The following is a 24539-nucleotide window of genomic DNA, read 5'->3' as shown; positions in this document are numbered from 1 at the left end:
AGAATCGGGCCACGTGTCTGCCACCGAGAATCCCGCCCTGGCCAATGCCGGTCTGCTCGTCGTCGACAAGGACCCGGGCATGACGAGTCACGACGTCGTGGCCCGCTGCCGGCGCCTGCTCGGCACCCGCAAGGTAGGGCACGCGGGCACCCTCGACCCGATGGCGACGGGCGTGCTCGTCCTCGGGGTGGAACGGGCCACGAAGATGCTCGGCCTGCTGTCGTTGACCACCAAGTCGTACACCGCGACGATCCGCCTCGGGCAGAGCACCGTCACCGACGACGCCGAAGGCGAGACGGTCGCGACCACCGATGCGTCCGGCGTCACCGACGAGGAGATCGCCGCCGCGGTCGCCGCGCTGACCGGCGACATCGAGCAGGTGCCGGCGAGTGTCAGTGCGATCAAGGTCGACGGCAAGCGCGCCTACGCGCGGATGCGGGAGGGCGAAACCGTCGAGCTGGCCGCGCGGCCGGTGACGGTGTCGCGGTTCGACGTGTGCGCGCGGCGCGACCTCCCCGAGCAGGGATTCGTCGACCTCGACGTCGAGGTGGACTGCTCGTCCGGTACCTACATCCGTGCGCTCGCCCGCGATCTCGGCGCGGCGCTCGGGGTCGGCGCGCACCTGACGGCGCTGCGCCGCACGAAGGTCGGCCCGTTCGGGCTCGAGCACGCGCGCACCCTCGAACAGCTCGCCGACGATCCCGCGTTGAGCCTCGACATCGACGCCGCGGCCCGCACCGCGTTCGCGTGCCGCACGATCAGCGACGCCGAGGCCGCGCTGCTCGCGAACGGCCGCTGGCTCGAACCGGTCGGCATGCCGGGCGTGTACGCGGCGATCGACGCACAGGGCCGCGCGGCGGCACTGCTGCAGGAGAAGGGCAAGCGCGCGTCCGCGGTGTTCGTGGTGCGGCCGTCCAACCTGTGAACCAGCCGAGACTGTGAACCAGCCGAGACTGTGAACCAGCCGAGACTGTGAACCAGCCGAGACTGTGAACTAGACGAGCCAGATGGCGTCGGCGGCGGGGTTGCCGAGGTCGACGGTGCGGTCCGGGTCGCCGCCGATGCTCACCGCGACCGTTCCGGCGAAGTCGCGACGCTCGATCACCCGGATCTCGGTGTCGAGCGCGATCCCGACGTCGTCGAAGTAGCGCAGCATCGCCGGATCGTTGTCCGAGATGCGGGCGACGCGACCGAACTCGCCGTCGGCGAACGAGCTCAACGGGCGCGCCGGTGGGGTGGGGATCCTGCCGTCCGGGGTAGGGATCGGGTCCCCGTGCGGATCCCGTTCGGGGAAACCGAGTTTCGCGTCGAGCGCGGCGATCATCCGCTCGGAGACCGCGTGTTCGAGCACCTCGGCCTCGTCGTGCACCTCGTCCCACCCGTAGCCGAGTTCGCGGACCAGGAACGTCTCGATGAGTCGGTGCCGGCGAACCATCGCGACGGCGGCGGCGCGGCCCGACTCGGTCAGCGAGATCGCACCGTACCGCTCGTGGTCGAGCAGGCCCTGGTCGCACAGCCGGCGCACGGCCTCGGAGACGGTCGATGCGGACACGCCGAGTTTCTCGGCGAGCAGCTTCGTGGAGACCTTCTCGCCGGACCATTCCTGCACGGTCCAGATGACCTTCAGGTAGTCCTGCGCGACGGAGGTCAGCGCTCCCGTCGTCGTATTCGTCTCGCTCCTGCCAGGCACCTGCCCAGCTTAGGCAACTCTCACCTCGGAATCACCTTTGTCCGGGATTGCCCGCGAGCGTCGTACTGCCGCCATCACCACGCCCTGGCGCGGTGCGAACAGGTACGCGGCCGCGAACACCACCGCCTGCGCGAGCACCACGACACCGCCGGTCGAAGCGTCGGAGTAGTAGCTCGTGTACACCCCGACGATCGACGACGCGACCGCGAGAGCCGGTGCGAGGATCAGCATCCGGGAGATCCGGTCGGTGAGCAGGTACGCGGTCGCGCCAGGAATGATGAGCACGGCGACGACGAGTATCACCCCCACAGCCTGGATGGCCGCGACGATCGTGACCGCCAGCAGCGCCAGGAGCAGCGCCGACAGCCGTGCGGGGGAGATACCCAGCGCGTGGGCCTGGACGCGGTCGAAGGCGAACAGCGTCAGGTCCCGGCGCTTGACGACGAGCACCGCGAACACGACCGCGGCGAGCAACGACACCTGCCACACATCGGTGGTGGCCAGCCCGAGCAGGTTGCCGAACAGGATGTGGTGCAGATCCACCTGGCTGGGGTTCTTCGAGATCAGCACCACCCCGAGCGCGAAGAGCGTGGTGAACACGACGCCGATCGCAGCGTCCTCCTTGACCCTGGTGGTGCCGCGCACCAGCCCGATCAACGCCACCGCGATCCCCGCGAACAGCAACGCGCCGATCGCGAACGGCGCGCCCACGAGGTAGGCGAGGACCACGCCGGGCAGCACCGCGTGCGAGACCGCGTCACCCATCAACGACCATCCGATGAGCACGAGCCAGCAGCTGAGCAGGGCGCACACGACGGTCGCGGCGATCGCGACGATCAGGGCGCGTTGCATGAACCCGTACTGCAGGGGTTCGACGAGCAGATCGAGCATCACCGGGCCTCCTTCTTCGACAGCGTCGTCGCCGTCTCTCCGGACAGGGAGCCGACGGACAGGGGATCGCCGGCCAGGGGGTCGACACCGAACGCGCGCGCCAGGTTCTCGGGCCGCAGCACCTCGGCGGGGGTGTCGTGTACGAGCAGTCGCCGTTGCAGCAGCGCGGCCTCGTCGCACAGCCGGTCGAGTCCGGCGAGGTCGTGCGTGGCGACGAGGACGGTGTGGCCGGCGTCGGCGAGCGAGCGGATCACCGCGGTCAGCGCGAACTCGGTGCTCTTGTCGACCCCGGCGAACGGTTCGTCGAGCAGCAGCAGCGGGGCACCCTGCGCGATGGCGCGGGCCACGAACACCCGTTTGCGCTGCCCGCCGGAGAGCTGCCCGATCTGCCGGTTCGCGAACTCGGTCATCTGCACGCGGTCGAGGGCGTCCGCGACCGCGTCGTGGTCGGTGGGCCGGGGCCTCCGCATGGTGCCCTGGTGTCCGTAGCGGCCGGTCATCACGACCTCCCGCACGACGATGGGGAAGTCCCAGTCGACGGCTTCGGCTTGCGGGACGTACGCGACCGAGGCGGTGCGGCGGGCGTCGGCGGGCTCGGCCCCGGCGATCGTGACGCGGCCCGCGCTGGGGCGCACGATGCCCATGACGGTCTTGAAGAGGGTGGACTTGCCGGATCCGTTGGTGCCGACCAGACCGCACACCCGGCCGCAGGCGAGGGTGAGGGTGACGTCGTCGAGCGCGGTGACGGTCCCGTAGCGGACGGTGATGCCGTCGAGCGTGAGGGCGGCGGGAGCGGTGTTCGTCGTACTGCTCGTGTCGGTGGTGGTCACGAGGCCAGTCCCTTCGTGATGGTGCGGACGTCGTGGCGCAACAGGTCGAGATAGGTCGGGACCGGCCCGTCGGGTTCGGAGAGCGAGTCGACGTAGAGGATGCCGCCGAACTCGGAGCCGGTGTCGGCGGCGACCTGACGCTGTGCCTTGTCCGAGACGGTGGATTCGCAGAAGACCACGGGCACGCGGTTCGCGCGCACGAAGTCGACGGTCCGGGCGATCTGCTGCGGGGTGCCCTGCTGATCGGCGTTGACCGCCCACAGGTAAGCCTCGCGGAGGCCGGCGTCGCGCGTGAGATAGCTGAACGCCCCCTCGCACGTCACCAGGGCCCGCTGCTGCTCGGGCAGTACGGCGAGGCCGGCGATCAGTTCGTCGTGCACGAGCCGGAGCTCGTCCTTGTAGGCACCGGCGTTCGCGGTGAAATCGGCGGCGTGCTCCGGCGCGATCCGCGAGAGTGCCGCGGCGATGTTGTCGACGTAGATCCGGGCATTGAGCGGTGACATCCACGCGTGGGGGTTGATGCGCCCGGCGTAGGCGTCCTCACCGATCGGCAGCGGCGCCACCCCGTCGCTGAGGACGGCATGCTCGGCGCGGGTGTCGGCGAGGAACTGCTCGAACCACCGCTCGAGGCCGAGGCCGTTGTCGAGGACGAGGTCCGCGTCGGCGGCGTGCCGGAGGTCGCCGGGGGTCGGTTCGTATCCGTGGATCTCGGCCCCGACCTTGGTGATGGATTCGACGCGGACGTGCTCGCCCGCCACGTTGCGTGCCATGTCCGCCAGCACGGTGAAGGTCGTCAGCACCAGCGGGCGTTCGTTGTCGGCGGGGGCGGGCGCGGCGCACGAGGTCACGACCGCGACCGCCGCGGCTGCCACGCAGATTTTGATAGCTCCAACGAAAATGTTCGGCACACCGAAATTATGTGTGCAGTCAGTCCTGATGTCCATTCGCGTTCCGTGACCCACGCGGCATCGCGAGTCGGAAGTGACCCGTTCGAGCCGGGGCCGTAGGCTGCCCGTTGTGCAGAGATGGCGAGGCCTCGAGGAAATACCTGCGGACTGGGGTCGTTGTGTACTGACGATCGGCGTGTTCGACGGAGTGCACCGCGGACATCAGCAGCTGATCACGCGGGCGGTGAAATCCGCCAAGGAACGCGGAATCCCCAGTGTGCTCATGACATTCGATCCACATCCGATGGAAGTGGTGCGACCGGGCAATCATCCGGCCCAGCTGACGACGCTCGCGCGGCGCGCCGAACTCGCCGAGGAGCTCGGCGTCGACGTCTTCTGCGTCATGCCGTTCACCCCCGAGTTCATGAAGCTGAGCCCGGAGCGGTACGCCCACGAGATCCTCGTCGAACGGCTGCACGTCGCCGAGGTCGTGGTCGGCGAGAACTTCACCTTCGGGAAGAAGGCCGCCGGCACCGTCGAGCTGCTGCGGACGATCGGGGAGCGGTTCGGGTTCGCGGTCGACGCTCAGACCCTCCTCGCCGAACACGCGGTCACGTTCTCCTCGACCTACATCCGCTCGTGCGTGGACGCCGGTGACGTGGCCGCCGCCGCGGACGCGCTCGGTCGCCCGCACCGCGTCGAAGGGGTTGTCGTGCACGGCGACGGACGCGGGCGCGACCTCGGGTTCCCGACCGCGAACGTGGCCCCCCCGATGCACTCGGCGATCCCGGCGGACGGTGTGTACGCCGCGTGGTTCACGGTCCTGGGGCCCGGCCCGACTCTCGGTACCGTGACGCCGGGGGAGCGCTACGGCGCGGCGGTGTCGGTCGGCACCAACCCGACGTTCTCCGGTCGTGCCCGCACGGTCGAGGCGTTCGTGCTCGATCAGGAGGCCGACCTCTACGGCCAGCACGTCGCGGTCGACTTCGTCGAGCGCCTGCGCGGCATGGAGAAGTTCGACTCGATCGAGGCGCTCGTGTCGGCCATGCACGGCGACGCCGAACGCGCCCGCGACGTCCTCGCCCGCGCCGCCGACTCCGCCTGATACCAGGTCGTGTCTCGTTGTGGCGGTCGGAGCCGCCACAACGAGACACCGGGCGGCGGCCGCGCCGGCTCTGGTAGCCTGGATTCTTGGTGTGTGCTGCGGTTCGCGGTGGCCGCACCGGCGGGTCTCGTGCCCGCTTTCGTATCACGCGGACGTCAGTGATCAGGAGTATCCCAGTGGCATTGACCACCGAGCAGAAGAAGCAGATCCTCGGCGAGTACGGCCTCCACGAGACCGACACCGGTTCGCCGGAGGCGCAGGTGGCACTGCTCACCAAGCGCATCGTCGATCTGACCGAGCACCTGAAGAAGCACAAGCACGACCACCACTCCCGCCGCGGCCTGCTGCTGCTGGTCGGTCGTCGTCGCCGCCTCCTCAAGTACGTCGAGAAGGTCGACGTCGAGCGTTACCGCTCGCTCATCCAGCGTCTGGGCCTGCGTCGCTGACGCGGACCCCGAGCGAGACGATCTGCGTACGCTGATCTCTGCCGGTAGCCGACGGGAATGCCTTTAGACTGGCCTCGTCGGCTACCGGTGTTTGTGCCGGAAGACCGGCAAACGCCGCCTGGGTAGGCGGCGAACCGTATGCGCCGACGGTGTCGGTCCTCGGTAGTGACCTTCCGAACCCGGTGATCCGGAACCGGAGGGTTTCGATCGACGACCGCCTCCGCGAGTCGGTGCGCAGCCGTGGCCAAGGGGGCCGTGGCGCCCACGCGGGTACGGCGAAGACGAAGAGGGAAGAGAAGACACAAAGATGACCAGCACTACTGCAGTCGAGGTCGACGAGGGCGTGTTCGAGACCGCCGCGACCATCGACAACGGGGCCTTCGGCACCCGCACCATTCGTTTCGAGACCGGCCGCCTCGCGCAGCAGGCCGCCGGTTCCGTCGTCGCCTACCTGGACGACGAGACCATGCTGCTGTCGGCCACCAGCGCCTCCAAGCAGCCCAAGGAGCACTTCGACTTCTTCCCGCTGACGGTGGACGTCGAGGAGCGCATGTACGCCGCGGGCCGTATCCCCGGCTCGTTCTTCCGTCGTGAAGGCCGTCCCTCCACCGACGCCATCCTGACCTGCCGCCTCATCGACCGTCCGCTGCGCCCGTCGTTCGTCGACGGCCTCCGCAACGAGATCCAGGTCGTCGTGACGGTGCTGAGCCTGAATCCGAACGACTTGTACGACGTCGTCGCGATCAACGCCGCGTCCGCGTCCACCCAGATCGCGGGCCTGCCGTTCTCCGGCCCGGTCGGTGGCGTGCGCATCGCGCTGATCACCTCGGACGAGAACAAGACCGGTCAGTGGGTCGCGTTCCCGACCGTCGAGCAGCTCGAGAACGCCGTGTTCGACATGGTCGTCGCGGGCCGCATCGTCGCCGGCGGCGACAACCCGGACACCGCCGACGTCGCGATCATGATGGTCGAGGCCGAGGCCACCGAGAACGTCATCGCCCTGATCGACGGTGGCGCGCAGGCGCCGACCGAGGCGATCGTGGCGCAGGGCCTCGAGGCCGCCAAGCCGTTCATCGCCCGACTGTGCATCGCGCAGCAGCAGCTCGCCGCGGCCGCCGCGAAGCCCACCGGTGAGTTCCCGCTGTTCCCGGCGTACGAGTCCGACGTGTACGCCGCCGTCGAGGCCGCCGCGTCGGAGAAGCTCGCCGAGGCGCTGACCATCGCCGGCAAGCAGGAGCGCGACGACCGCACCGACGAGATCAAGGTCGAGATCCTCGAGCAGGTCGCCCCGAGCTTCGAGGGTCGCGAGAAGGAGATCGGCGCGGCGTTCCGCTCGCTGACCAAGAAGCTGGTCCGCCAGCGCATCCTGCGCGACCAGTTCCGCATCGACGGTCGCGGCATCACCGACATCCGCGCGCTCTCGGCCGAGGTCGCGGTCGTCCCGCGCGCCCACGGTTCGGCGCTGTTCGAGCGCGGCGAGACCCAGATCATGGGTATCACCACCCTGGACATGATCAAGATGGCGCAGCAGGTCGACTCGCTCGGTCCCGAGACCAGCAAGCGCTACATGCACCACTACAACTTCCCGCCCTACTCGACCGGTGAGACCGGCCGCGTCGGTTCGCCGAAGCGTCGCGAGATCGGCCACGGCGCTCTCGCCGAGCGCGCCCTCGTGCCGGTGCTGCCGAGCCAGGAGGAGTTCCCGTACGCGATCCGTCAGGTGTCCGAGGCTCTCGGCTCCAACGGTTCGACGTCGATGGGCTCGGTGTGTGCCTCCACGCTGTCGCTGCTCAATGCCGGTGTGCCGCTGAAGGCTCCGGTCGCGGGCATCGCGATGGGCCTGGTCTCCGACGAGGTCGACGGTGAGACCCGCTACGTGGCGCTGACCGACATCCTCGGTGCCGAGGACGCGTTCGGCGACATGGACTTCAAGGTCGCCGGCACCAAGGACTTCGTGACCGCCCTGCAGCTCGACACCAAGCTCGACGGCATTCCGTCGCAGGTGCTGGCGGGTGCGCTCTCGCAGGCCCACGACGCTCGCGCCACGATCCTCGAGGTCATGGCCGAGGCGATCGACAGCCCGGACGAGATGAGCCCGTTCGCGCCGCGCATCACCACCATCAAGGTTCCGGTGGACAAGATCGGCGAGGTCATCGGCCCCAAGGGCAAGATGATCAACTCGATCACCGAGGAGACCGGCGCCAACATCTCCATCGAGGACGACGGCACCGTCTACGTCGGTGCGGCGGACGGCCCGTCCGCGCAGGCCGCGATCGACAAGATCAACGCCATCGCCAACCCGCAGCTGCCGAAGGTGGGCGAGCGTTTCCTCGGCACCGTGGTCAAGACCACGGCGTTCGGTGCGTTCGTCTCGCTGCTCCCGGGCCGCGACGGTCTGGTGCACATCAGCAAGCTGGGCAACGGCAAGCGCATCGCCAAGGTCGAGGACGTCGTGAACGTCGGCTCGAAGATCCGGGTCGAGATCGCCGACATCGACAACCGCGGCAAGATCAGCCTGGTTCCGGTCGCCGAGGACGACGCGGCTGCCGCGCCGGCCGAGGGCTCCGAGAGCGCGGAGGGCTGATCGTCCCTCGCGTGGTGTGATACCACACGGTTCGAAAGACCCCGCCCCGGCAGGACTTAAGTCCTGCCGGGGCGGGGTTCTTTTGTGCGGCTATCGCGGGGACTCCGGCCCCACATTCCTAGGGTATTTGTACTATGTTGTGCTGCAACGTAATTCGCAATCATAGGTGGGTTTCCGGCCGTATGGAAGAGGTTGCGGGAAATCGGTCCGGAATTCACAATCCCCGAGGGCTGTAACTTTTCCCCCAAAATTACGCCAAGATCACTCCCGGGTGGTTTTGTGGGTGATGTGAACACGGCAACGACGCCGGGTGCCGGCATGGGACGGGGTTTCAACCTCGCCCTCGCCACCTGGGTATCAGCGATCAACTTCTGGGCCTGGAACATGATCGGCCCCCTGTCCACCACATATGCAGGCGACCTGTCGCTCAGCAGCACGCAGGCGTCGCTGCTGGTCGCGACCCCGATCCTGGTCGGGGCGCTCGGCCGGATCGTCGTCGGATCCCTCACCGACCGCTACGGCGGCCGGATCATGTTCATCGCGATCTCGCTGGCGTCGATCCTGCCGGTGCTCGCGGTCGGCATCGCGGGCGCCGCCGGTTCGTATCCGCTGCTGCTCGTCTTCGGATTCTTCCTCGGCATCGCGGGCACGATCTTCGCCGTCGGTATCCCGTTCGCGAACGCCTGGTACGAACCCGCCCGCCGCGGCTTCGCGACCGGGGTGTTCGGTGCCGGCATGGTCGGCACCGCCCTCTCGGCGTTCTTCACGCCGCGGTTCGTGAACTGGTTCGGCCTGCTGACGACCCACGTGATCATCGCGGTCGCGCTCGCGGTGACCGCCGTCGTGTGCATCCTGGCGATGCGCAACTCGCCCGAGTTCGCTCCCAACACCGACCCGGTGGTGCCGAAACTGATTGCCGCCCTCAAGCTCGGGGTCACCTGGGAGATGTCGTTCCTGTACGCGATCGTCTTCGGCGGCTTCGTCGCCTTCAGCAACTACCTGCCGACCTACATCAAGACGATCTACGACTTCTCCGCCGTCGACGCGGGCGCGCGCACCGCGGCGTTCGCGCTGGCAGCCGTGATCGCCCGCCCTATCGGCGGCGCGCTCTCGGACCGCATCCCGCCGAAGTACGTGGTGCTCGCGTCCCTCGCCGGCACCGCCGTGATGGCGTTCGTCGCCACCTTCCAGCCGCCGCCGGACGTCTGGTCGGCCGAGACGTTCATCCTGCTCGCGTTGTTCCTCGGTATCGGTACCGGTGGTGTGTTCGCCTGGGTCGCCCGCCGTTCCCCCGCCAGCTCGGTCGGATCGGTCACCGGCATCGTCGCCGCGGCCGGCGGCCTCGGCGGTTACTTCCCGCCGCTGGTGATGGGTGCGACCTACGACAGCGTCGACAACGACTACACGGTCGGTCTGCTGCTCCTGGTGGCCACCGCCCTGATCGCCCTGCTCTACACCGCGCTCCGGCTCCACGCCCACGAACCTGCGCGCGATCCCGCCGCCTGACGACCACTTCCGGAAGGAACCACTGTGAACGCTCCCCACATCGGCGGCCCCGTCGAGGAACTGCTGCAGCGCAGCGGACGATTCTTCACCCCGGGTGAGATCTCGGACGACGGCCGCACCGTGACCCGCCAGGGCGGCCGTGAAGGCGACGTCTTCTACCGAGACCGCTGGAGCCACGACAAGGTGGTGCGCTCGACGCACGGCGTCAACTGCACCGGTTCGTGCTCGTGGAAGATCTACGTCAAGGACGGCATCATCACCTGGGAGACCCAGCAGACCGACTACCCGTCGGTCGGCCCGGACCGTCCCGAGTACGAGCCGCGCGGCTGCCCCCGCGGTGCCGCGTTCTCCTGGTACACCTATTCGCCGACGCGGGTGCGCTATCCGTACGCCCGCGGCGTGCTCGTGGAGATGTACCGCGAAGCCAAGGCCCGTCTCGGCGACCCGGTCCTCGCGTGGGCGGACATCCAGTCCGACCCCGAACGGCGCCGCCGCTACCAGTGGGCACGCGGCAAGGGCGGGCTGGTGCGGGTGAGCTGGGCCGAGGCCACCGAGATGATCGCCGCCGCCCACGTCCACACCATCAAGGAGTACGGCCCCGATCGGGTCGCCGGTTTCTCGCCGATTCCCGCGATGTCGATGGTGTCGTTCGCCGCCGGTTCCCGGTTCGTCGAACTGCTCGGCGGTGTGATGACCTCGTTCTACGACTGGTACGCCGACCTGCCGGTCGCCTCGCCGCAGGTGTTCGGCGACCAGACCGACGTGCCGGAGTCGGGGGACTGGTGGGACGCGGCCTATCTCCTCATGTGGGGATCGAACGTGCCGGTCACCCGCACTCCGGACGCGCACTGGATGGCGGAGGTCCGGTATCGCGGCACCAAGGTCGTCACGGTCAGCCCCGACTACGCCGACAACACCAAGTTCGCCGACGAATGGATGCCGTGCGCGGCGGGCACCGACGGCGCCCTCGCCATGGCGATGGGCCACGTGATCCTCAACGAGTGCTTCGTGCGGGAGCGGGTCCCGTTCTTCGTCGACTACGTGCGGCGCTTCACCGACCTGCCGTTCCTGGTGAAGCTCGAGGAACGCGACGGGCGGCTGGTGCCCGGCAAGAACCTCACCGCCGCGGATCTCGGGCACGACGTGGAGAACGCCGCGTTCAAGCCGGTGCTGCTCGACGGCGCCACCGACGACGTCGCGGTGCCGCAGGGGTCGCTCGGATTCCGGTACGGCGACGACGGCGTCGGCAAGTGGAACCTCGACCTCGGCGATCTCGTGCCGGCACTGACCGTCGCACCGCACGACGGCGCGGCGGGGGAGAGCGCCCTCATCCATCTGCCGCGCTTCGACACCCTCGACGGGCACGGCGAGACCCTGGAGCGCGGCGTCCCGGTCCGGCGTGTCGGTGAGCACCGCGTGTGCACGGTGTTCGACCTGATGCTCGCGCAGTACGGCGTGGCCCGGCCCGGTCTGCCCGGCACCTGGCCCACCGGATACGACGATCCGGCCGAGCCCTACACCCCGGCCTGGCAGGAATCGATCACGGGAGTCTCGGCGGCGCAGGCGATCCGCGTCGCGAAGGAGTTCGCGCGCAGCGCCGAGGAATCCGGCGGCCGGTCCATGATCATCATGGGCGCCGGGATCTGCCAGTGGTTCCACGGCGACGCCACCTACCGGGCGGTGCTCGCGCTGCTGCTGCTCACCGGCTCGATGGGCCGCAACGGCGGTGGCTGGGCGCACTACGTCGGGCAGGAGAAGTGCCGCCCGGTCACCGGCTGGGCCGCGATGGCCATGGGCACCGACTGGTCGCGTCCGCCCCGGCAGATGGCGGGCACCTCGTACTGGTACGCGCACACGGACCAGTGGCGCTACGACGGATACCGCGCCGACGCGCTGGCGAGTCCGCTCGGGCGCGGCCGGTTCGCGGGCAAGCACACGATGGACGTGCTGGCCGCCGCGAACGCGATGGGCTGGAGTCCGTTCTTCCCGCAGTTCGACCGGTCGAGCCTCGACGTCGCCGACGACGCCCGCGCCGCCGGCCAGGAGATCCCGGCCTACGTCGCGAGCCAACTCGCCTCGGGCGATCTGAAACTGGCCGTCACCGATCCGGACAACCCGCGGAACTGGCCGCGCGTGCTGAGCATCTGGCGCGCGAATCTGCTCGGCTCGTCGAGCAAGGGCAACGAGTACTTCCTGCGGCACCTGCTCGGGACCACCTCCAACGTGCAGGCGGAGCCGACTCCGGAGGATCTGCGGCCGAACGGGGTCGTGTGGCCCGACGACATCCCCGAGGGCAAGCTCGATCTGCTCATGTCGATCGACTTCCGGATGACCTCCACCACGCTGCTGTCCGACGTGGTGCTGCCCGCCGCCACATGGTACGAGAAGGGGGATCTGTCGAGTACCGACATGCACCCCTACATCCACGCGTTCAGCCCCGCGATCGACCCGCCGTGGGAAACGCGGTCGGACTACGAGGCGTTCGGTGCGATCGCGCGCGCATTCAGTGCGCTCGCGGCACGGCACCTGGGTACCCGCACCGACGTCGTGCTCGGCACACTGCAGCACGACACCCCGGGCGCGATGGCGTATCCCGGTGGTACCGAACACGATTGGCGGACCACCGGTGAGACGCCGGTGCCCGGCAAGACGATGGGCCCGATCGCCGTCGTCGAACGCGACTACGCCGCGATCGCCGACAAGTGGTCGGCGCTCGGCCCGCTCGTCGACACCCTCGGCCTGACGACCAAGGGCATCACCACCCACCCGACCGAGGAGGTCGCCGAACTCGCCGCGAAGTTCGGGGTGATGGATTCCGGTGCCGCGGAGGGGCGTCCGGCGATCACCACCGCCGAACGCATGGCCGATGTGATCCTCGCGCTGTCCGGCACGTCCAACGGCCGGCTCGCCGTCGAGGGTTTCAAGGAACTCGAGAAGCGCACCGGACGCCGTCTCGTGCACCTCGCCGAGGGCAGCGAGGAACGGCGCATCACCTACGCCGACACCCAGGCCCGCCCGGTGCCGGTGATCACCAGCCCGGAATGGTCCGGCAGCGAGACCGGTGGCCGCCGCTACGCCCCGTTCACGGTGAACATCGAGGAACTCAAGCCGTTCCACACCCTCACCGGCCGGATGCACTTCTACGTCGACCACGACTGGATCGAGGAGGTCGGTGAGCAGCTGCCCACCTACCGGCCGCCGCTGGACATGACCCGGCTGTTCGGGGAGCCCGCGGTCGGCGAGAGCGGCCGCGACGGTATCGGGCTGAGCGTGCGCTACCTGACACCGCATTCGAAGTGGTCGATCCACTCCGAGTACCAGGACAACCTGTTCATGCTGTCGCTCTCGCGCGGCGGCCCGACGATGTGGATGAGCCCGGTGGACGCGGCGAAGATCTCGGTGAAGGACAACGACTGGGTCGAGGCCGTCAACCGCAACGGTGTGGTGGTGTGCCGGGCGATCGTCTCGCACCGCATGCCTGAGGGTGTCGTGTACGTCTATCACGCGCAGGAACGCACCATCGACACGCCGCTCAGCGAGACCACCGGCAACCGCGGCGGTATCCACAATTCGCTGACCCGGTTGCTGATCAAGCCCACGCATCTGGCCGGCGGCTACGCCCAGAACGCTTTCGCGTTCAACTATCTCGGGCCCACCGGCAACCAGCGCGACGAGGTGACCGTCGTGCGGCGCCGGTCGCAGGAGGTGACCTACTGACATGGAGGGCATGCACGTGAACGGGTCTCGGGGAGCGAGGAAATCATGAAGGTCATGGCACAGATGGCGATGGTGATGAACCTCGACAAGTGCATCGGATGCCACACCTGTTCGGTCACCTGCAAGCAGGCGTGGACGAACCGGTCCGGTACCGAATACGTGTGGTTCAACAACGTCGAAACCCGCCCGGGACAAGGCTATCCGCGTACCTACGAGGATCAGGAACGCTGGCGCGGTGGATGGGTCCGGGACCGCAAGGGCCGGCTGCGGCTGCGGGACGGCGGCCGCCTGCACAAGCTGTCCCGCATCTTCTCGAACCCGAAGATGCCGTCCATCGACGACTACTACGAGCCGTGGACGTACGACTACGAGAACCTGACCTCGGCGCCGGCGGGCGAGCACATGCCCGTCGCACCGCCGCGCAGCCTCATCAGCGGCAAGCCGATGAAGGTGTCGTGGTCGGCGAACTGGGACGACGACCTCGGTGGCTCGCCGGAGATCGTGCCCGACGACCCGATCCTGAAGAAGGTCGGCGAGCAGGTGAAACTCGAACTCGAGCAGACGTTCATGTTCTACCTGCCGCGCATCTGCGAGCACTGCCTCAACCCGTCCTGTGTGTCCTCGTGCCCGTCCGGCGCGATGTACAAGCGCGTCGAGGACGGCATCGTGCTCGTCGATCAGGACCGGTGCCGCGGCTGGCGGATGTGCGTGTCCGGATGCCCGTACAAGAAGGTGTATTTCAACCACAAGACCGGCAAGGCCGAGAAATGCACGTTCTGCTACCCGCGGATCGAGGTGGGCCTGCCGACCGTGTGTTCGGAGACCTGCGTCGGCCGCCTGCGGTACCTCGGGCTGGTGCTCTACGACGTCGACCGGGTCCTCGAGGCCGCCTCGGTCGAGGACGAGACCGAACTGTACGAAGCGCAGCGCAGCCTCATCCTGGACCCGCACGATCCGGAGGTGATCGCCGGTGCCCGCGCCGAGGGCATCTCCGACGAATGGATCGAGGCGGCGCAGCGGTCCCCGGTGTACACCCTGATCCACACCTACAAGGTCGCGCTGCCGCTGCATCCGGAGTACCGCACCATGCCGATGGTCTGGTACATCCCGCCGCTGTCGCCGGTGGTCGACGCCGTCAGCCGCGACGGCCACGACGGTGAGGACCTCGGCAACCTGTTCGGCGCGCTCGATGCACTGCGCATCCCGCTGCAGTACCTCGCGGAACTGTTCACCGCCGGGGACGTCGCACCCGTCGAGGCGGTACTGCGCCGGCTCGCCGCGATGCGCTCGTACATGCGCGACATCAACCTCGGCCGCGAGACACAGCCGCACATCCCCGAGTCCGTCGGCATGACCGAGGAACAGATGTACGCGATGTACCGGTTGCTGGCGATCGCGAAATACGAAGACCGGTATGTCATTCCGTCCGCCTACGCGGCCGAGGGGCACCGGCTCGAGGAATCGGTCACCGACTGCGCACTGTCGTTCGAGGGCGGACCGGGCATGTACGAGTCCGGGCCGTTCGGTGAGGTCAGCGGCGGTCCCGTGCCGGTTGCCGTCGAGACCTTCCACGCGCTGAAGCAGCGTCAGACGAGCGAGGGCATGGCCGCCAACGCCAGCCGTCCGTCGCGGGTCAACCTGCTCAACTGGGACGGAAAGGGCGTGCCCGAGGGCATGTTCCCCGGTGCGCACCGCGCCGGCGAACCGGAGGGAGACCGGTGATGAGACTGTTGTCGAGAGCCCGGCCCGCCGCGGTGGGGCCGACCCTGCAGGACCGGCTGGTGTGGCAGGCCGCGTCGCTGTTGCTCGCCTACCCGGACGAGGCGCTGCCGCAGCGTCTCGACACGATCGAGCGGTTGCGCGCAAACGTGACCGGCCGTGCCGGCGAGTTGCTCGGCCGCACCGTCGCCGCGCTGCGCGAGGCCGACCCGGTGGACGCCGCCACCGCCTACGTCGACGTGTTCGACCTGCGGCGTCGGTCCACGATGTATCTGACGTACTGGACCGGCGGCGACACCCGCAACCGCGGCACCGAGATCCACGCGTTCGCGCAGGTGTACCGCGCCGCGGGCGCCGAACCGCCCGCGGGCGAGACACCCGACCACCTGCCGGTCGTCCTCGAGTTCGCCGCGACCGTCGACCCCGAGGCCGGACGGCGGCTGCTCGTCGAACACCGGGTGCCGATCGACGTGCTGCGCGAAGCACTGACGGAGGCGGGTTCGCCCTACGCGCACACCGTCGAAGCGGTGTGCGAGACGCTGCCCCCGGCGACCGATCAGGAACTGCAGCGCGCGGCACGGCTCGCGCAGGCCGGGCCGCCCGCCGAAGCCATCGGACTGCAGCCGTTCACCCTGACGGTTCCGCCCCGACGAAACGAAGGAGAGCACTGAGATGTCCGCGGGAGAGATCTTCTGGGATGTCGTGCCGTACGTGACGCTGGCGATCGTGATCGTCGGCACCTGGTGGCGCTACCGCTACGACAAGTTCGGCTGGACCACCCGCTCGTCGCAGTTGTACGAATCCCGGTTGCTGCGCATCGCGAGCCCGATGTTCCACTTCGGCATCCTCGTGGTGATCGTCGGGCACATCATCGGGCTGGTGATCCCGGAATCGTGGACCGACGCGGTCGGGTTGAGCCAGCACGCCTACCACATCCAGGCGGTTACGCTCGGCTCGATCGCCGGCGTCGCGACGCTCGTGGGCATCGTGCTGCTGATCTACCGGCGCCGCACCCGCGGACCGGTGTTCCTCGCGACCACCGCGAACGACAAGCTCATGTACATCGTGCTGGTCGCCGCGATCGTCGCCGGGCTGTCCGCGACGCTGCTCGGCTCCGGTGTGGTCGGCGAGGAGCACAACTACCGCGAGACGGTCTCGCCGTGGTTCCGGTCCATCTGGATCCTGCAGCCGCGCGGTGATCTCATGGCGGAGGCTCCGCTGTACTTCCACATCCACGTCCTCGTCGGGCTCGCCCTGTTCGCGCTGTGGCCGTTCACCCGGCTCGTGCACGCGTTCAGCGCGCCGATCGTCTACCTGTTCCGCCCGTACGTCGTGTACCGCAGCCGGGATGTGGCACGGAAGGGCCAGCTCGTCGGGTCGCAGCCGCGGCGGCGTGGCTGGTGAGATCCCCCGGCCGCAGCCGGTGAGTTCCTCGGTCCTGAGGCGTCGCGTGTAGGGTGTGCTTTTCCCACTTCGTACCCCACGTGCCGATCGCCTCAGGACCGCAGAACACTTCCATGGCTTCCAACCGCCGTACCTCGACCGCCACCTCCGCCGACCACGCCGCAGCCGTCGCGGACTCCGGTGTGCGGCGCACCGTCCTGCCGGGCGGTGTCCGAGTCGTCACCGAGCACGTGCCGGGGGTGCGGTCCGCCGCCGTCGGCATCTGGGTGGGAGTCGGCTCCCGCGACGAACATCCGTCGGTCGCCGGCGCCGCCCACTTCCTCGAGCACCTGCTCTTCAAGGCCACCCCGACCCGCACCGCGCTCGACATCGCCGAGCTCGTGGACGGTGTCGGCGGTGAACTCAACGCGTTCACGTCCAAAGAGCACACGTGCTTCTACGCGCACGTGCTCGACGACGATCTGCCGCTCGCCGTCGACGTGGTCGCCGATGTTGTGTTGCGCGGCCGGTGCCGCAGCGCCGACGTCGACGTCGAACGGCAGGTGGTGCTCGAGGAGATCGCCATGCGCGACGACGACCCCGAAGACCTCCTCGGCGACAGCTTCCTCACCGCGCTCTACGGCGACCACCCGATCGGCCGGCCCGTCATCGGCTCCGTGGAGTCGATCGAGTCGATGACCCGCAACCAGCTCCACTCGTTCCACGTCCGCCGCTACACGCCGCACCGGATGGTCGTCGCGGTCGCCGGCAACGTCGACCACGAGCACACCGTCGAGCTGGTGCGCCGCGCCTTCGCCGCCCACATCGACCGCGGGGTCCAGCCGGCGCCGCGCCGGGAGGGAACAGCGCGGCTGCGCACGCCACCGACGCTGTGCATCACCGACCACGACGGGGAGCAGGCGCACCTGTCCCTCGGGGTGCGCGCCTTCGGACGGCACGACGGTCGCCGCTGGGCACTGTCGGTGCTCAACGCCGCGATCGGCGGCGGCCTGAGCTCGCGGCTGTTCCAGGAAGTACGCGAGAAGCGCGGACTGGCCTACTCCGTGTACTCCGGGGTCGACACGTTCGCCGACACCGGCGCGTTCTCGATCTACGCCGGGTGCCAGCCCGAGAACCTCGCCGAGGTCGCGACCGTGATCCGGGAGGTGCTGCGCGACGTCGCCGACCACGGCATCACCGACGCCGAATGCGCGCGGGCGAAGGGATCGATTCGCGGAGGGCTCGTGCTCGGGCTCGAGGACACCGGTGCCCGGATGCACCGGATCGGCCGCAGCGAACTCAGCTACGGCACCCACTGGAGCGTGAGCGAAACCCTCGAACGCATCGCCGGGGTCACGTCCGACGAGGTGCGTGCGGTCGCCGGGGAACTGCTGAACCGGCCGTTCGCGGCGGCCGTCGTGGGGCCCTACCGCCGCGCCCGGGATCTACCCGCGTCGGTGCGCGGCATCGTGGGGTGACCCGCGACCGCTCGCGAGACCGGTCGATCGGCCGGGCATCCGGATTGCGTACGCTCTTGTGCGACGGACGTGACGGAAGGGCGTGACGAGACAAGTGAACGCAGCAGCTATCCGGGTCGGTGTGCTCGGAGCCAAGGGCAAGGTCGGGCAGGCGATCTGCAAGGGCGTCGAGGACGCGGCCGATCTCGAGCTGGTCGCGACCGTCGACAAGGACGACAGCATCGAGTCGTTCGTCACCTCGGGCACCCAGGTCGTCGTCGACTTCACCAACCCCGACGTCGTCATGGGCAACCTGGAATTCCTGGTGCGCAACGGCATCCACGCGGTCGTCGGCACCACCGGCTTCGACGAGGAACGCCTCGAGAAGGTGCGCGGCTGGGTCGCCGAGTCGCCCGGAACCGGTGTGCTCATCGCCCCGAACTTCGCGATCGGCGCGGTCCTGTCGATGCGGTTCGCTCAGGCCGCCGCACGATTCTTCGACTCCGTCGAGGTCATCGAACTGCATCACCCGAACAAGCTGGACGCCCCCTCCGGAACGGCCTATCGTACGGCCGCGCTGATCGCCGAAGCCCGCGCCGCGGCGGGCGTGGGCCGCAGTCCGGACGCCACCGCCACCGAACTCGAGGGTGCGCGCGGCGCTGACGTCGACGGGGTGCGGGTGCATTCGGTGCGGCTCGCGGGTCTGGTCGCGCACCAGGAGGTCCTGCTCGGCACCCAGGGGGAGACCCTCACCATCCGCCACGATTCGATCGACCGGACCTCGTTCGTGCCGGGCGTGCTGCTCGGTGTCCGCGAGATCGGGTCGCGACCGGGCCTGACGGTCGGGATCGATCCGCTGCTCGACCTCTGACGGGGACGGGCCGCTACCGGCGGCCCTGTCCTACGTTCATCCCCGGGGAATCGTGGCGCGCGCGTACCAGGCGCGGGCGTCGAGGGTGAAGGCGCCGGACGGTAGTTGCTCCCGGCACGCCTCGCGAACGGCCGTCTGCTGCTGCGCGGTCAAGGTCTGCAGGTACTGGCCGGCCGGTCCGACCGCGAACGTGAACGGCTCCCAGAAGTCGTCGAAGTCGGCGTAGTCGGCGCGGGCGATCAGCCTGCCGGCGATCACCTCGTCGAGGCCGGCGCGGCGGAACCGGTCGGCGATGTCACCCTCGGTCGTCCCGGCCATCGCGCTCTCGCCGACGGCGTCGGGGACGACGCTGCGCACCGCCGACCAGAACACCCGCAGCATCGTCATACCGCCGGAGGCGATGTCCCACATGCACGCTGCGACGGTGCCGCCGGGACGGGTGACACGAGCCATCTCGCGCACGCCGCGATCCGGGTCGGACATGAATCCGATCACCAGCGCGGCCGCGGTGACATCGAACGTGTCGTCCGGCCACGGCAGGTCCTCGGCCACGCCCACCCGCACGTCGACACCGGCATTCCGCTCCCGGCAGGCCGCCGCGAACTGCGGTGCCGGATCGATCGCGGCGACGTGGTCCGGTCCCACCCGGGACGCCATCTCCGCGGTCAAACCGCCGGGGCCGCAACCGACATCGCACACACGAAGCCCGGAGGTCACCCCTGCGGCGTCCGCGAGCCCGGCCGCGAGTGTGGGGGCGTATCGGCCCATGTATCGGTCGTACTTCTCGGCCGGGGCGGCGAATTGCATGAGACCAGTGGACGCTGTCGTCGATGGACCGTCAAGGGCCGGTGGACGTGGGCGCGCTCACCTCGGCGGCGTTCGGGCGCGGGCCCCCGAACGCGGCCTGAGACAATCGGCACGTGAAGAACGAACTGACCAAGGTCCTCGTGCCGATCGCGTTCATCGTGGTCGCGCTCGTCTTCTACTTCGTGCTGCTCGGCAAGGTCGGGATCGAACTGGTCGGTTCGGGCGAAGTCGCGGCGATCGGCCTCGGTATCGGCGTGCTGCTGCTGCCGTTCGTCGGCGCGTGGATCGTCTACGCCACGATCCGTGCGGGCCTGCAGCATCAGCATCTCGCGCGCCGCATCCAGGAGGAGGGTCTGGAGCTCGACGTCAGCGACCTGCCGCGGATGCCGTCCGGGCGCGTCGACCGCGACGCCGCCGACCAACTGTTCCAGCAGGTCAAACAGGAATGGGAAGCGGACCCCGACAACTGGCGCAACTCGTACCGGTTGGCCCGCGCGTACGACCACGCCGGTGACCGGCCCCGCGCCCGCGAGACCATGCGCCGCGCGGTGGCGCTCGAGAAACTCGAACGCGACCGGAACGCGTCGTAGTCTGCACCCTGTGACCGACCCCGCTGCTCCCCAGGACCCGGCCGAGCGTGTCCTGCTCGTCGTCCACCACACGCCGTCGCCGACCACCCGGGAACTGCTCGAGGCGGTGCTGGCCGGCGCGAACGACCCCGAGATCACCGGGGTGCGGGTGCGTTCGGTCCCGGCGCTCGGGGCGACCGTGCCCGACGTGCTCGCCGCCGACGGCTACGTGTTCGGCACCTCGGCGAACTTCGGATACATGTCCGGTGCGCTCAAGCACTTCTTCGACACCGTCTACTACCCGTGCCTCGACGCGGTCGCCGGGCGGCCCTACGGGCTGTGGGTTCACGGCAACAACGACACCGCCGGTGCCGTCGCGTCGGTGCAGAAGATCGTCACCGGACTGGAACTGACCCAGGCGGCAGCGGTCGTGGAGGTCACCGGCCCGATCGACGGGGCCGTGCGGGAGAAGTGCTACGAACTCGGCGCGACCGTCGCCGTGACCGTCGCGGGCGAACTGTAGGCGGCTTCGCCACCCGTGTGCCTTTGTGGCGGCAGGGGCCGCCACAAAGGCACACCGCTACGGGATCGGCTGGAACGGTGGCGGATTCGCCGGATCGAAGTTCGTCGGCAGGGTCGCGCAGGTCGCGCCCGGTTCCGGGTAGGTGTTCGGATTCAGCCGCAGCGCCTCGATGAACTGATCGATGCGCGGATCGTCGGCGTCCTCGACGAACAGCCGGTGACCCCACGACTGCAGTGAGATCGGCTGTGCCGGATCGGGATACGGCGACATGAGCATGTAGCTCACGCCGTCGACCCGGGCGGCGAGCAGGTCCACCTGCTCTTCGGAGAGCCGCTCGGGATCGTAGGTGATCCACACCGCGCCGTGCTCGAGCGAATGCACCGCGTTCTCGCTGCGGATCGGCACCGGGTAGACGATGCCCGTGCACGTCGCCCACGCCGCGTCGTGCGGCCCACCGAACGGCGGGCTGTACTCGTACGCGACCCGCTCCGAGGCTCCCACGTGGTCGCCCGCGGGATAGTCGACGATCTCGATCCCCGGGATGTCGACCGACGGATCCGCTGCGGCGTCGGCCGCCGAGCCGTTCCCGTCGGTCTCGGACCCGCAGCCGGCGACGGCGATCGCGAGGGCGGCACCGACCGCGACCGTGAAGGACTTGCGCACCACGGTCAGACAGTCTTCGCGACGAACGCGGCCAGGCCCTTGCTCGCCGTCTCGACCGCCATCTTCTGGGCCTTCTTCACGAGGAACCCGGGCAGCGGAATCTTCGGGTCGATCGTCAGCGAGAACTCCACGCTGGTGCCGTCGGCGGTCGGCGACAGGGCGTACGCGCCGTCCTGCTGCCTCTGCTGGCTGCTCTCGACGAGCGTCCACGACATCGACTCGTTGCCGTTCCACGCGTAGTCGACGACCTGCTCGTCGGTGATGCCGATGATCGACACCGTCATGCGGACGCGATGCGGCCGTCCGTCCGGATGGGTGCTCTCGATCGTCACGGACTTGTGGGCCGAGGACCACTCGGGAAGCCGGTCCACCGCGGCGATGGCGGCCATCACCTGCTCCGGGGTCGCCTTGATCTCCGAGGTGAGGGAACTGCTGACGGCCATCGGGTTTCACTCCTTGTCCCAGGTGCGGTGCGTCGGAAATGTACCGCACCCGAGAGAAGCTCACTCCTCGCCGCGGTCGGCCTCGGGGGAATGTCCGGATTCCTCGGGTCCGGAGTCGGCCGGTTCCGGATCCTTCCGAGCGCCGGCGGCGCCGGACCGGGGGGCGCCGGGTCGCCGGGTCGGACCGTACGAGCCCCAATTGTGATCGAATCCTGTTCTCTGATAGCGCATCTGGTCGCGCAGCGCGCCCTGCACGGCTTGTGCGACCCAGGAGTTGAGCGAGAGGCCGTTCTGTGCCGCGGCCTCCTCGGCGCGGGCCTTGATCTGCTCGACGAGCCGCAGCGTCACCCGGCTGATGTCTCCGGTGACCTCCTCGAACGTCGGTGGCGGGGTCTCGGCTTCCGGAGCCGGACCGTCGTGGACCTCGACGACGGTGTCGCGTCCGTCGAGCCGGACCGTCACGCGCCGGTCCCCGAGCTGGTCGGAAACCTCGGCGGCGAGATCGGAGAGTGCGTCGAGCACGGCGAGCCGCACGGGGGCGGCGATCGCGGTGGCGAGTGCCGCGGCGGTGCGGCGGGTCTGTTCGTCACCGAGCTCCGCCGCGGCGAGCACGGCGTCGGTCACGGCGGTTGTGTAGGTCTCGATGTTCATGACGTCATAGTGACGCCATTGATGACGCCGGTCAAGCATCGTGGTGACATCATCGCGACCTCATCGAGTGCGATCGGCGTGGCGCGGCTACCGTCGCACCAGAGGTAGTGAACGAAGGCAGGAGATCGCGATGGCGCCCGAAGCTGTCACACCGAAGGTTCGGCTCGTCGCCAGAACCGAATTCGTCGCGCCCGACGACGTGCCCTGGGAGACCGACGCCGACGGCGGCGAGGCGCTCGTCGAATTCGCCGGTCGCGCCTGCTATCAGAGCTGGTCCAAGCCCAATCCCCGCACCGCGACGAACGCCGGATACATCCGGCACCTCATCGACGTCGGCCACCTGTCCGTTCTCGAGCACAGTTCCGCGAGCTTCTACATCACCGGCATCTCGCGGTCGTGCACCCACGAACTGATCCGGCACCGGCACTTCTCCTACTCGCAGCTCTCCCAGCGGTTCGTGCCGGGCGGCGACACGCCGGTCGTGGTGCCGCCGGCGATCGAGGGCGACGAGGAACTCGAGCGGCTGTTCCTCGCCGCCGCCGAGACCAGCAGGGCGGCCTACACCCAACTGCTCAGCGCTCTCGACGAGAAGCTGTCGCATGTACCCGCGGGCCCGCTGCGCGCGAAGCGGGTGCGCGAGGCCGCCCGCTCCGTGCTGCCCAATGCCACCGAGACGCGCGTGGTCGTCACCGGTAACTACCGGGCATGGCGGCACTTCATCGCCATGCGCGCCACCGAACACGCCGACGTCGAAATCCGTCGTCTCGCGGTCGAGTGCCTGCGTCGCCTGCAGGAGGTCGCACCGAACGTCTTCGGCGACTTCGCCGTCACCACACTGCCCGACGGGACCGAGGTCGCGGCCAGCCAGTTCACGACCGAGGGCTGAACAGCGCGACGGGGTGGGCGGGCGTGTGTCGCAGCGCCTTCTGCACGCGGTAGCCTTCTGACCATGACCAACGGTGATTCCGCTTCTGCTGTCGAGCTTCCGTTCGGCACCATCGCCACGGCGATGGTGACCCCGTTCACTGCCGACGGCAAGCTCGACGTCGATGCGGGAGTGCGTCTGGCGACCTACCTGGTCGACGGCGGCTGCGACGCACTGGTTCTCGCCGGTACCACCGGCGAGTCGCCCACCACGACCGAGAACGAGAAGCTCGAACTGATGCGCGCGGTTCTCGCCGCGGTCGGCGACCGCGCGAAGATCATCGCCGGTGCCGGCAGCAACGACACCGCGCACAGCGTCGAGCTCGCGCGCGACGCGGCCCGTGCGGGCGCACACGGCCTGCTCGTGGTCACCCCGTACTACTCGCGGCCCCCGCAGGCCGGCCTCTACGCCCACTTCACGGCCGTCGCCGACGCGACCGACCTGCCGGTGATGCTCTACGACATTCCGCCCCGCTCGGTCGTGCCGATCGAGACCGAGACGTTGCGCCGCCTCGCCGAGCATCCGCGGATCGTCGCGGTCAAGGACGCCAAGGGCGACCTGAACGCCGGTGCCGAGCTCATCGGAACCACCGACCTGAAGTTCTACTCGGGCGACGATCCGCTGAACCTGCCGTGGCTCGCGGTCGGCGCGGTCGGCTTCGTCAGCGTCATCGGCCACCTCGTTCCCGGCCGCCTGCGCGAGCTGCACACCGCGTTCGTGAACGGCGACATCGCCCGCGCTCGCGCGATCAACCTCGAACTCGTGCCGATCCTGCGGGCCGTCGCCCGCCTCGGCGGTGTCAGCGCGTCCAAGGCCGGGCTGCGTCTGATGGGCATCGACGTCGGGGAGCCGCGCCTGCCGCAGGTCGCGCC

The 24539-nt window shown here is 69.1% G+C and carries 23 protein-coding genes; 15 read left to right on the top strand and 8 right to left on the bottom strand.

The genetic code is table 11. From position 1 onward, the window contains the following. The first annotated feature begins 13 nt into the window (after nucleotides 1–13). Nucleotides 14–925, top strand: a complete 912-nt coding sequence (gene truB / locus ACN675_RS17900; protein WP_420752115.1) for a tRNA pseudouridine(55) synthase TruB — start codon at nucleotides 14–16, stop codon at nucleotides 923–925. Nucleotides 926–994: 69 nt separating this feature from the next. Here truB and ACN675_RS17895 read toward each other — a convergent pair whose 3' ends face one another. From ACN675_RS17895 to ACN675_RS17880, 4 genes are read right to left on the bottom strand one after another with little or no spacing between them, the layout of a single operon-like run. Continuing rightward, complete coding sequence (locus ACN675_RS17895; RefSeq protein WP_420752114.1) at nucleotides 995–1690, bottom strand: metal-dependent transcriptional regulator; 696 nt, start codon at nucleotides 1688–1690, stop codon at nucleotides 995–997. Between the two features lie 9 nt (nucleotides 1691–1699). Beyond that, nucleotides 1700–2581: a metal ABC transporter permease gene (locus tag ACN675_RS17890; protein WP_420752121.1), complete on the bottom strand. Its 882-nt coding sequence runs from the start codon at nucleotides 2579–2581 to the stop codon at nucleotides 1700–1702. Beyond that, nucleotides 2581–3348, bottom strand: a complete 768-nt coding sequence (locus tag ACN675_RS17885) for a metal ABC transporter ATP-binding protein (RefSeq protein ID WP_420752120.1) — start codon at nucleotides 3346–3348, stop codon at nucleotides 2581–2583. The genes ACN675_RS17890 and ACN675_RS17885 overlap by 1 nt, the downstream gene beginning before the upstream one ends. A 59-nt stretch (nucleotides 3349–3407) precedes the next feature. Further along, nucleotides 3408–4283, bottom strand: coding sequence for a metal ABC transporter substrate-binding protein (locus ACN675_RS17880; protein ID WP_420752113.1), 876 nt, complete (start codon nucleotides 4281–4283; stop codon nucleotides 3408–3410). Nucleotides 4284–4428: 145 nt separating this feature from the next. Here ACN675_RS17880 and ACN675_RS17875 point away from each other — a divergent pair, with 145 nt between their 5' ends. From ACN675_RS17875 to dapB, 10 genes are all read left to right on the top strand, one after another. Further along, on the top strand, nucleotides 4429–5403 hold the full coding sequence (locus tag ACN675_RS17875) for a bifunctional riboflavin kinase/FAD synthetase (protein ID WP_420752112.1): 975 nt from the start codon (nucleotides 4429–4431) through the stop codon (nucleotides 5401–5403). A gap of 176 nt (nucleotides 5404–5579) precedes the next feature. Then, on the top strand, nucleotides 5580–5849 hold the full coding sequence (gene rpsO / locus ACN675_RS17870) for a 30S ribosomal protein S15 (protein ID WP_068162391.1): 270 nt from the start codon (nucleotides 5580–5582) through the stop codon (nucleotides 5847–5849). A gap of 307 nt (nucleotides 5850–6156) precedes the next feature. Next, a complete protein-coding gene (locus ACN675_RS17865; protein WP_420752111.1) occupies nucleotides 6157–8433 on the top strand; it encodes a polyribonucleotide nucleotidyltransferase in 2277 nt (758 codons plus the stop codon). A gap of 288 nt (nucleotides 8434–8721) precedes the next feature. Continuing rightward, nucleotides 8722–9939, top strand: coding sequence for a nitrate/nitrite transporter (locus ACN675_RS17860; protein WP_420752110.1), 1218 nt, complete (start codon nucleotides 8722–8724; stop codon nucleotides 9937–9939). Between the two features lie 24 nt (nucleotides 9940–9963). Then, on the top strand, nucleotides 9964–13656 hold the full coding sequence (locus ACN675_RS17855) for a nitrate reductase subunit alpha (RefSeq protein ID WP_420752109.1): 3693 nt from the start codon (nucleotides 9964–9966) through the stop codon (nucleotides 13654–13656). Between the two features lie 45 nt (nucleotides 13657–13701). After that, on the top strand, nucleotides 13702–15378 hold the full coding sequence (gene narH / locus ACN675_RS17850) for a nitrate reductase subunit beta (protein ID WP_420752108.1): 1677 nt from the start codon (nucleotides 13702–13704) through the stop codon (nucleotides 15376–15378). Beyond that, nucleotides 15378–16046 carry a nitrate reductase molybdenum cofactor assembly chaperone gene (gene narJ, locus ACN675_RS17845; RefSeq protein ID WP_420752107.1) on the top strand — a complete coding sequence of 223 codons (669 nt, stop codon included), beginning with the start codon at nucleotides 15378–15380 and terminating at the stop codon, nucleotides 16044–16046. Before narH ends, narJ begins: the two co-directional genes overlap by 1 nt. A gap of 1 nt (nucleotide 16047) precedes the next feature. After that, nucleotides 16048–16779, top strand: a complete 732-nt coding sequence (gene narI, locus ACN675_RS17840; RefSeq protein ID WP_420752106.1) for a respiratory nitrate reductase subunit gamma — start codon at nucleotides 16048–16050, stop codon at nucleotides 16777–16779. 113 nt (nucleotides 16780–16892) lie between these two features. Beyond that, on the top strand, nucleotides 16893–18236 hold the full coding sequence (locus ACN675_RS17835) for a M16 family metallopeptidase (protein ID WP_420752105.1): 1344 nt from the start codon (nucleotides 16893–16895) through the stop codon (nucleotides 18234–18236). Nucleotides 18237–18330: 94 nt separating this feature from the next. Continuing rightward, nucleotides 18331–19086 (top strand): 4-hydroxy-tetrahydrodipicolinate reductase, encoded by a 756-nt coding sequence (gene dapB, locus ACN675_RS17830; protein WP_420752104.1) that lies wholly within the window; start codon nucleotides 18331–18333, stop codon nucleotides 19084–19086. A gap of 36 nt (nucleotides 19087–19122) precedes the next feature. Here the strand turns inward: dapB and ACN675_RS17825 are convergent, their stop codons facing one another. Beyond that, nucleotides 19123–19893, bottom strand: a complete 771-nt coding sequence (locus ACN675_RS17825; protein ID WP_420752103.1) for a class I SAM-dependent methyltransferase — start codon at nucleotides 19891–19893, stop codon at nucleotides 19123–19125. Nucleotides 19894–20006: 113 nt separating this feature from the next. Between ACN675_RS17825 and ACN675_RS17820 the strand changes: the two genes are divergently transcribed. Together ACN675_RS17820 and ACN675_RS17815 are read left to right on the top strand one after the other, a co-directional pair. Continuing rightward, nucleotides 20007–20483 (top strand): hypothetical protein, encoded by a 477-nt coding sequence (locus ACN675_RS17820; RefSeq protein WP_420752102.1) that lies wholly within the window; start codon nucleotides 20007–20009, stop codon nucleotides 20481–20483. Between the two features lie 10 nt (nucleotides 20484–20493). Next, nucleotides 20494–20985, top strand: a complete 492-nt coding sequence (locus tag ACN675_RS17815; RefSeq protein WP_420752101.1) for a flavodoxin family protein — start codon at nucleotides 20494–20496, stop codon at nucleotides 20983–20985. A gap of 57 nt (nucleotides 20986–21042) precedes the next feature. On the opposite strand, the gene ACN675_RS17810 is transcribed toward ACN675_RS17815, so the two are convergent. From ACN675_RS17810 to ACN675_RS17800, 3 genes are read right to left on the bottom strand one after another with little or no spacing between them, the layout of a single operon-like run. Next, complete coding sequence (locus ACN675_RS17810; RefSeq protein WP_420752119.1) at nucleotides 21043–21648, bottom strand: DUF3105 domain-containing protein; 606 nt, start codon at nucleotides 21646–21648, stop codon at nucleotides 21043–21045. Between the two features lie 5 nt (nucleotides 21649–21653). Then, nucleotides 21654–22091 carry an SRPBCC family protein gene (locus ACN675_RS17805; RefSeq protein ID WP_420752100.1) on the bottom strand — a complete coding sequence of 146 codons (438 nt, stop codon included), beginning with the start codon at nucleotides 22089–22091 and terminating at the stop codon, nucleotides 21654–21656. A gap of 60 nt (nucleotides 22092–22151) precedes the next feature. Next, nucleotides 22152–22742 (bottom strand): toxin-antitoxin system HicB family antitoxin, encoded by a 591-nt coding sequence (locus ACN675_RS17800; RefSeq protein ID WP_420752099.1) that lies wholly within the window; start codon nucleotides 22740–22742, stop codon nucleotides 22152–22154. A 130-nt stretch (nucleotides 22743–22872) separates the two neighbouring features. Here ACN675_RS17800 and thyX point away from each other — a divergent pair, with 130 nt between their 5' ends. Both thyX and dapA read left to right on the top strand, forming a co-directional pair. Next, complete coding sequence (gene thyX / locus ACN675_RS17795; RefSeq protein WP_420752098.1) at nucleotides 22873–23628, top strand: FAD-dependent thymidylate synthase; 756 nt, start codon at nucleotides 22873–22875, stop codon at nucleotides 23626–23628. A gap of 63 nt (nucleotides 23629–23691) precedes the next feature. Beyond that, nucleotides 23692–24539: 4-hydroxy-tetrahydrodipicolinate synthase (dapA, locus tag ACN675_RS17790; RefSeq protein WP_420752097.1), on the top strand; the 848-nt coding region annotated here is incomplete at its 3' end.

It is taken from the genome of Rhodococcus sp. O3 (genome assembly GCF_048897285.1).
Classification (GTDB): Bacteria; Actinomycetota; Actinomycetes; order Mycobacteriales; family Mycobacteriaceae; genus Rhodococcus.
The sequence above is the reverse complement of the archived record's forward strand: the minus strand, read 5'-3'. Positions and strand labels throughout refer to the sequence as shown.

Coding starts and splice junctions, on each gene's coding strand:
- ACN675_RS17890 (WP_420752121.1), bottom strand. CDS start 2,581: ATGCTCGATCTGCTCGTCGAACCCCTGCAGTACGGGTTCATGCAACGC.
- ACN675_RS17865 (WP_420752111.1), top strand. CDS start 6,157: ATGACCAGCACTACTGCAGTCGAGGTCGACGAGGGCGTGTTCGAGACC.
- narH (WP_420752108.1), top strand. CDS start 13,702: ATGAAGGTCATGGCACAGATGGCGATGGTGATGAACCTCGACAAGTGC.
- narJ (WP_420752107.1), top strand. CDS start 15,378: ATGAGACTGTTGTCGAGAGCCCGGCCCGCCGCGGTGGGGCCGACCCTG.
- narI (WP_420752106.1), top strand. CDS start 16,048: ATGTCCGCGGGAGAGATCTTCTGGGATGTCGTGCCGTACGTGACGCTG.
- ACN675_RS17835 (WP_420752105.1), top strand. CDS start 16,893: ATGGCTTCCAACCGCCGTACCTCGACCGCCACCTCCGCCGACCACGCC.
- ACN675_RS17825 (WP_420752103.1), bottom strand. CDS start 19,893: ATGCAATTCGCCGCCCCGGCCGAGAAGTACGACCGATACATGGGCCGA.
- ACN675_RS17805 (WP_420752100.1), bottom strand. CDS start 22,091: ATGGCCGTCAGCAGTTCCCTCACCTCGGAGATCAAGGCGACCCCGGAG.
- ACN675_RS17800 (WP_420752099.1), bottom strand. CDS start 22,742: ATGAACATCGAGACCTACACAACCGCCGTGACCGACGCCGTGCTCGCC.
- thyX (WP_420752098.1), top strand. CDS start 22,873: ATGGCGCCCGAAGCTGTCACACCGAAGGTTCGGCTCGTCGCCAGAACC.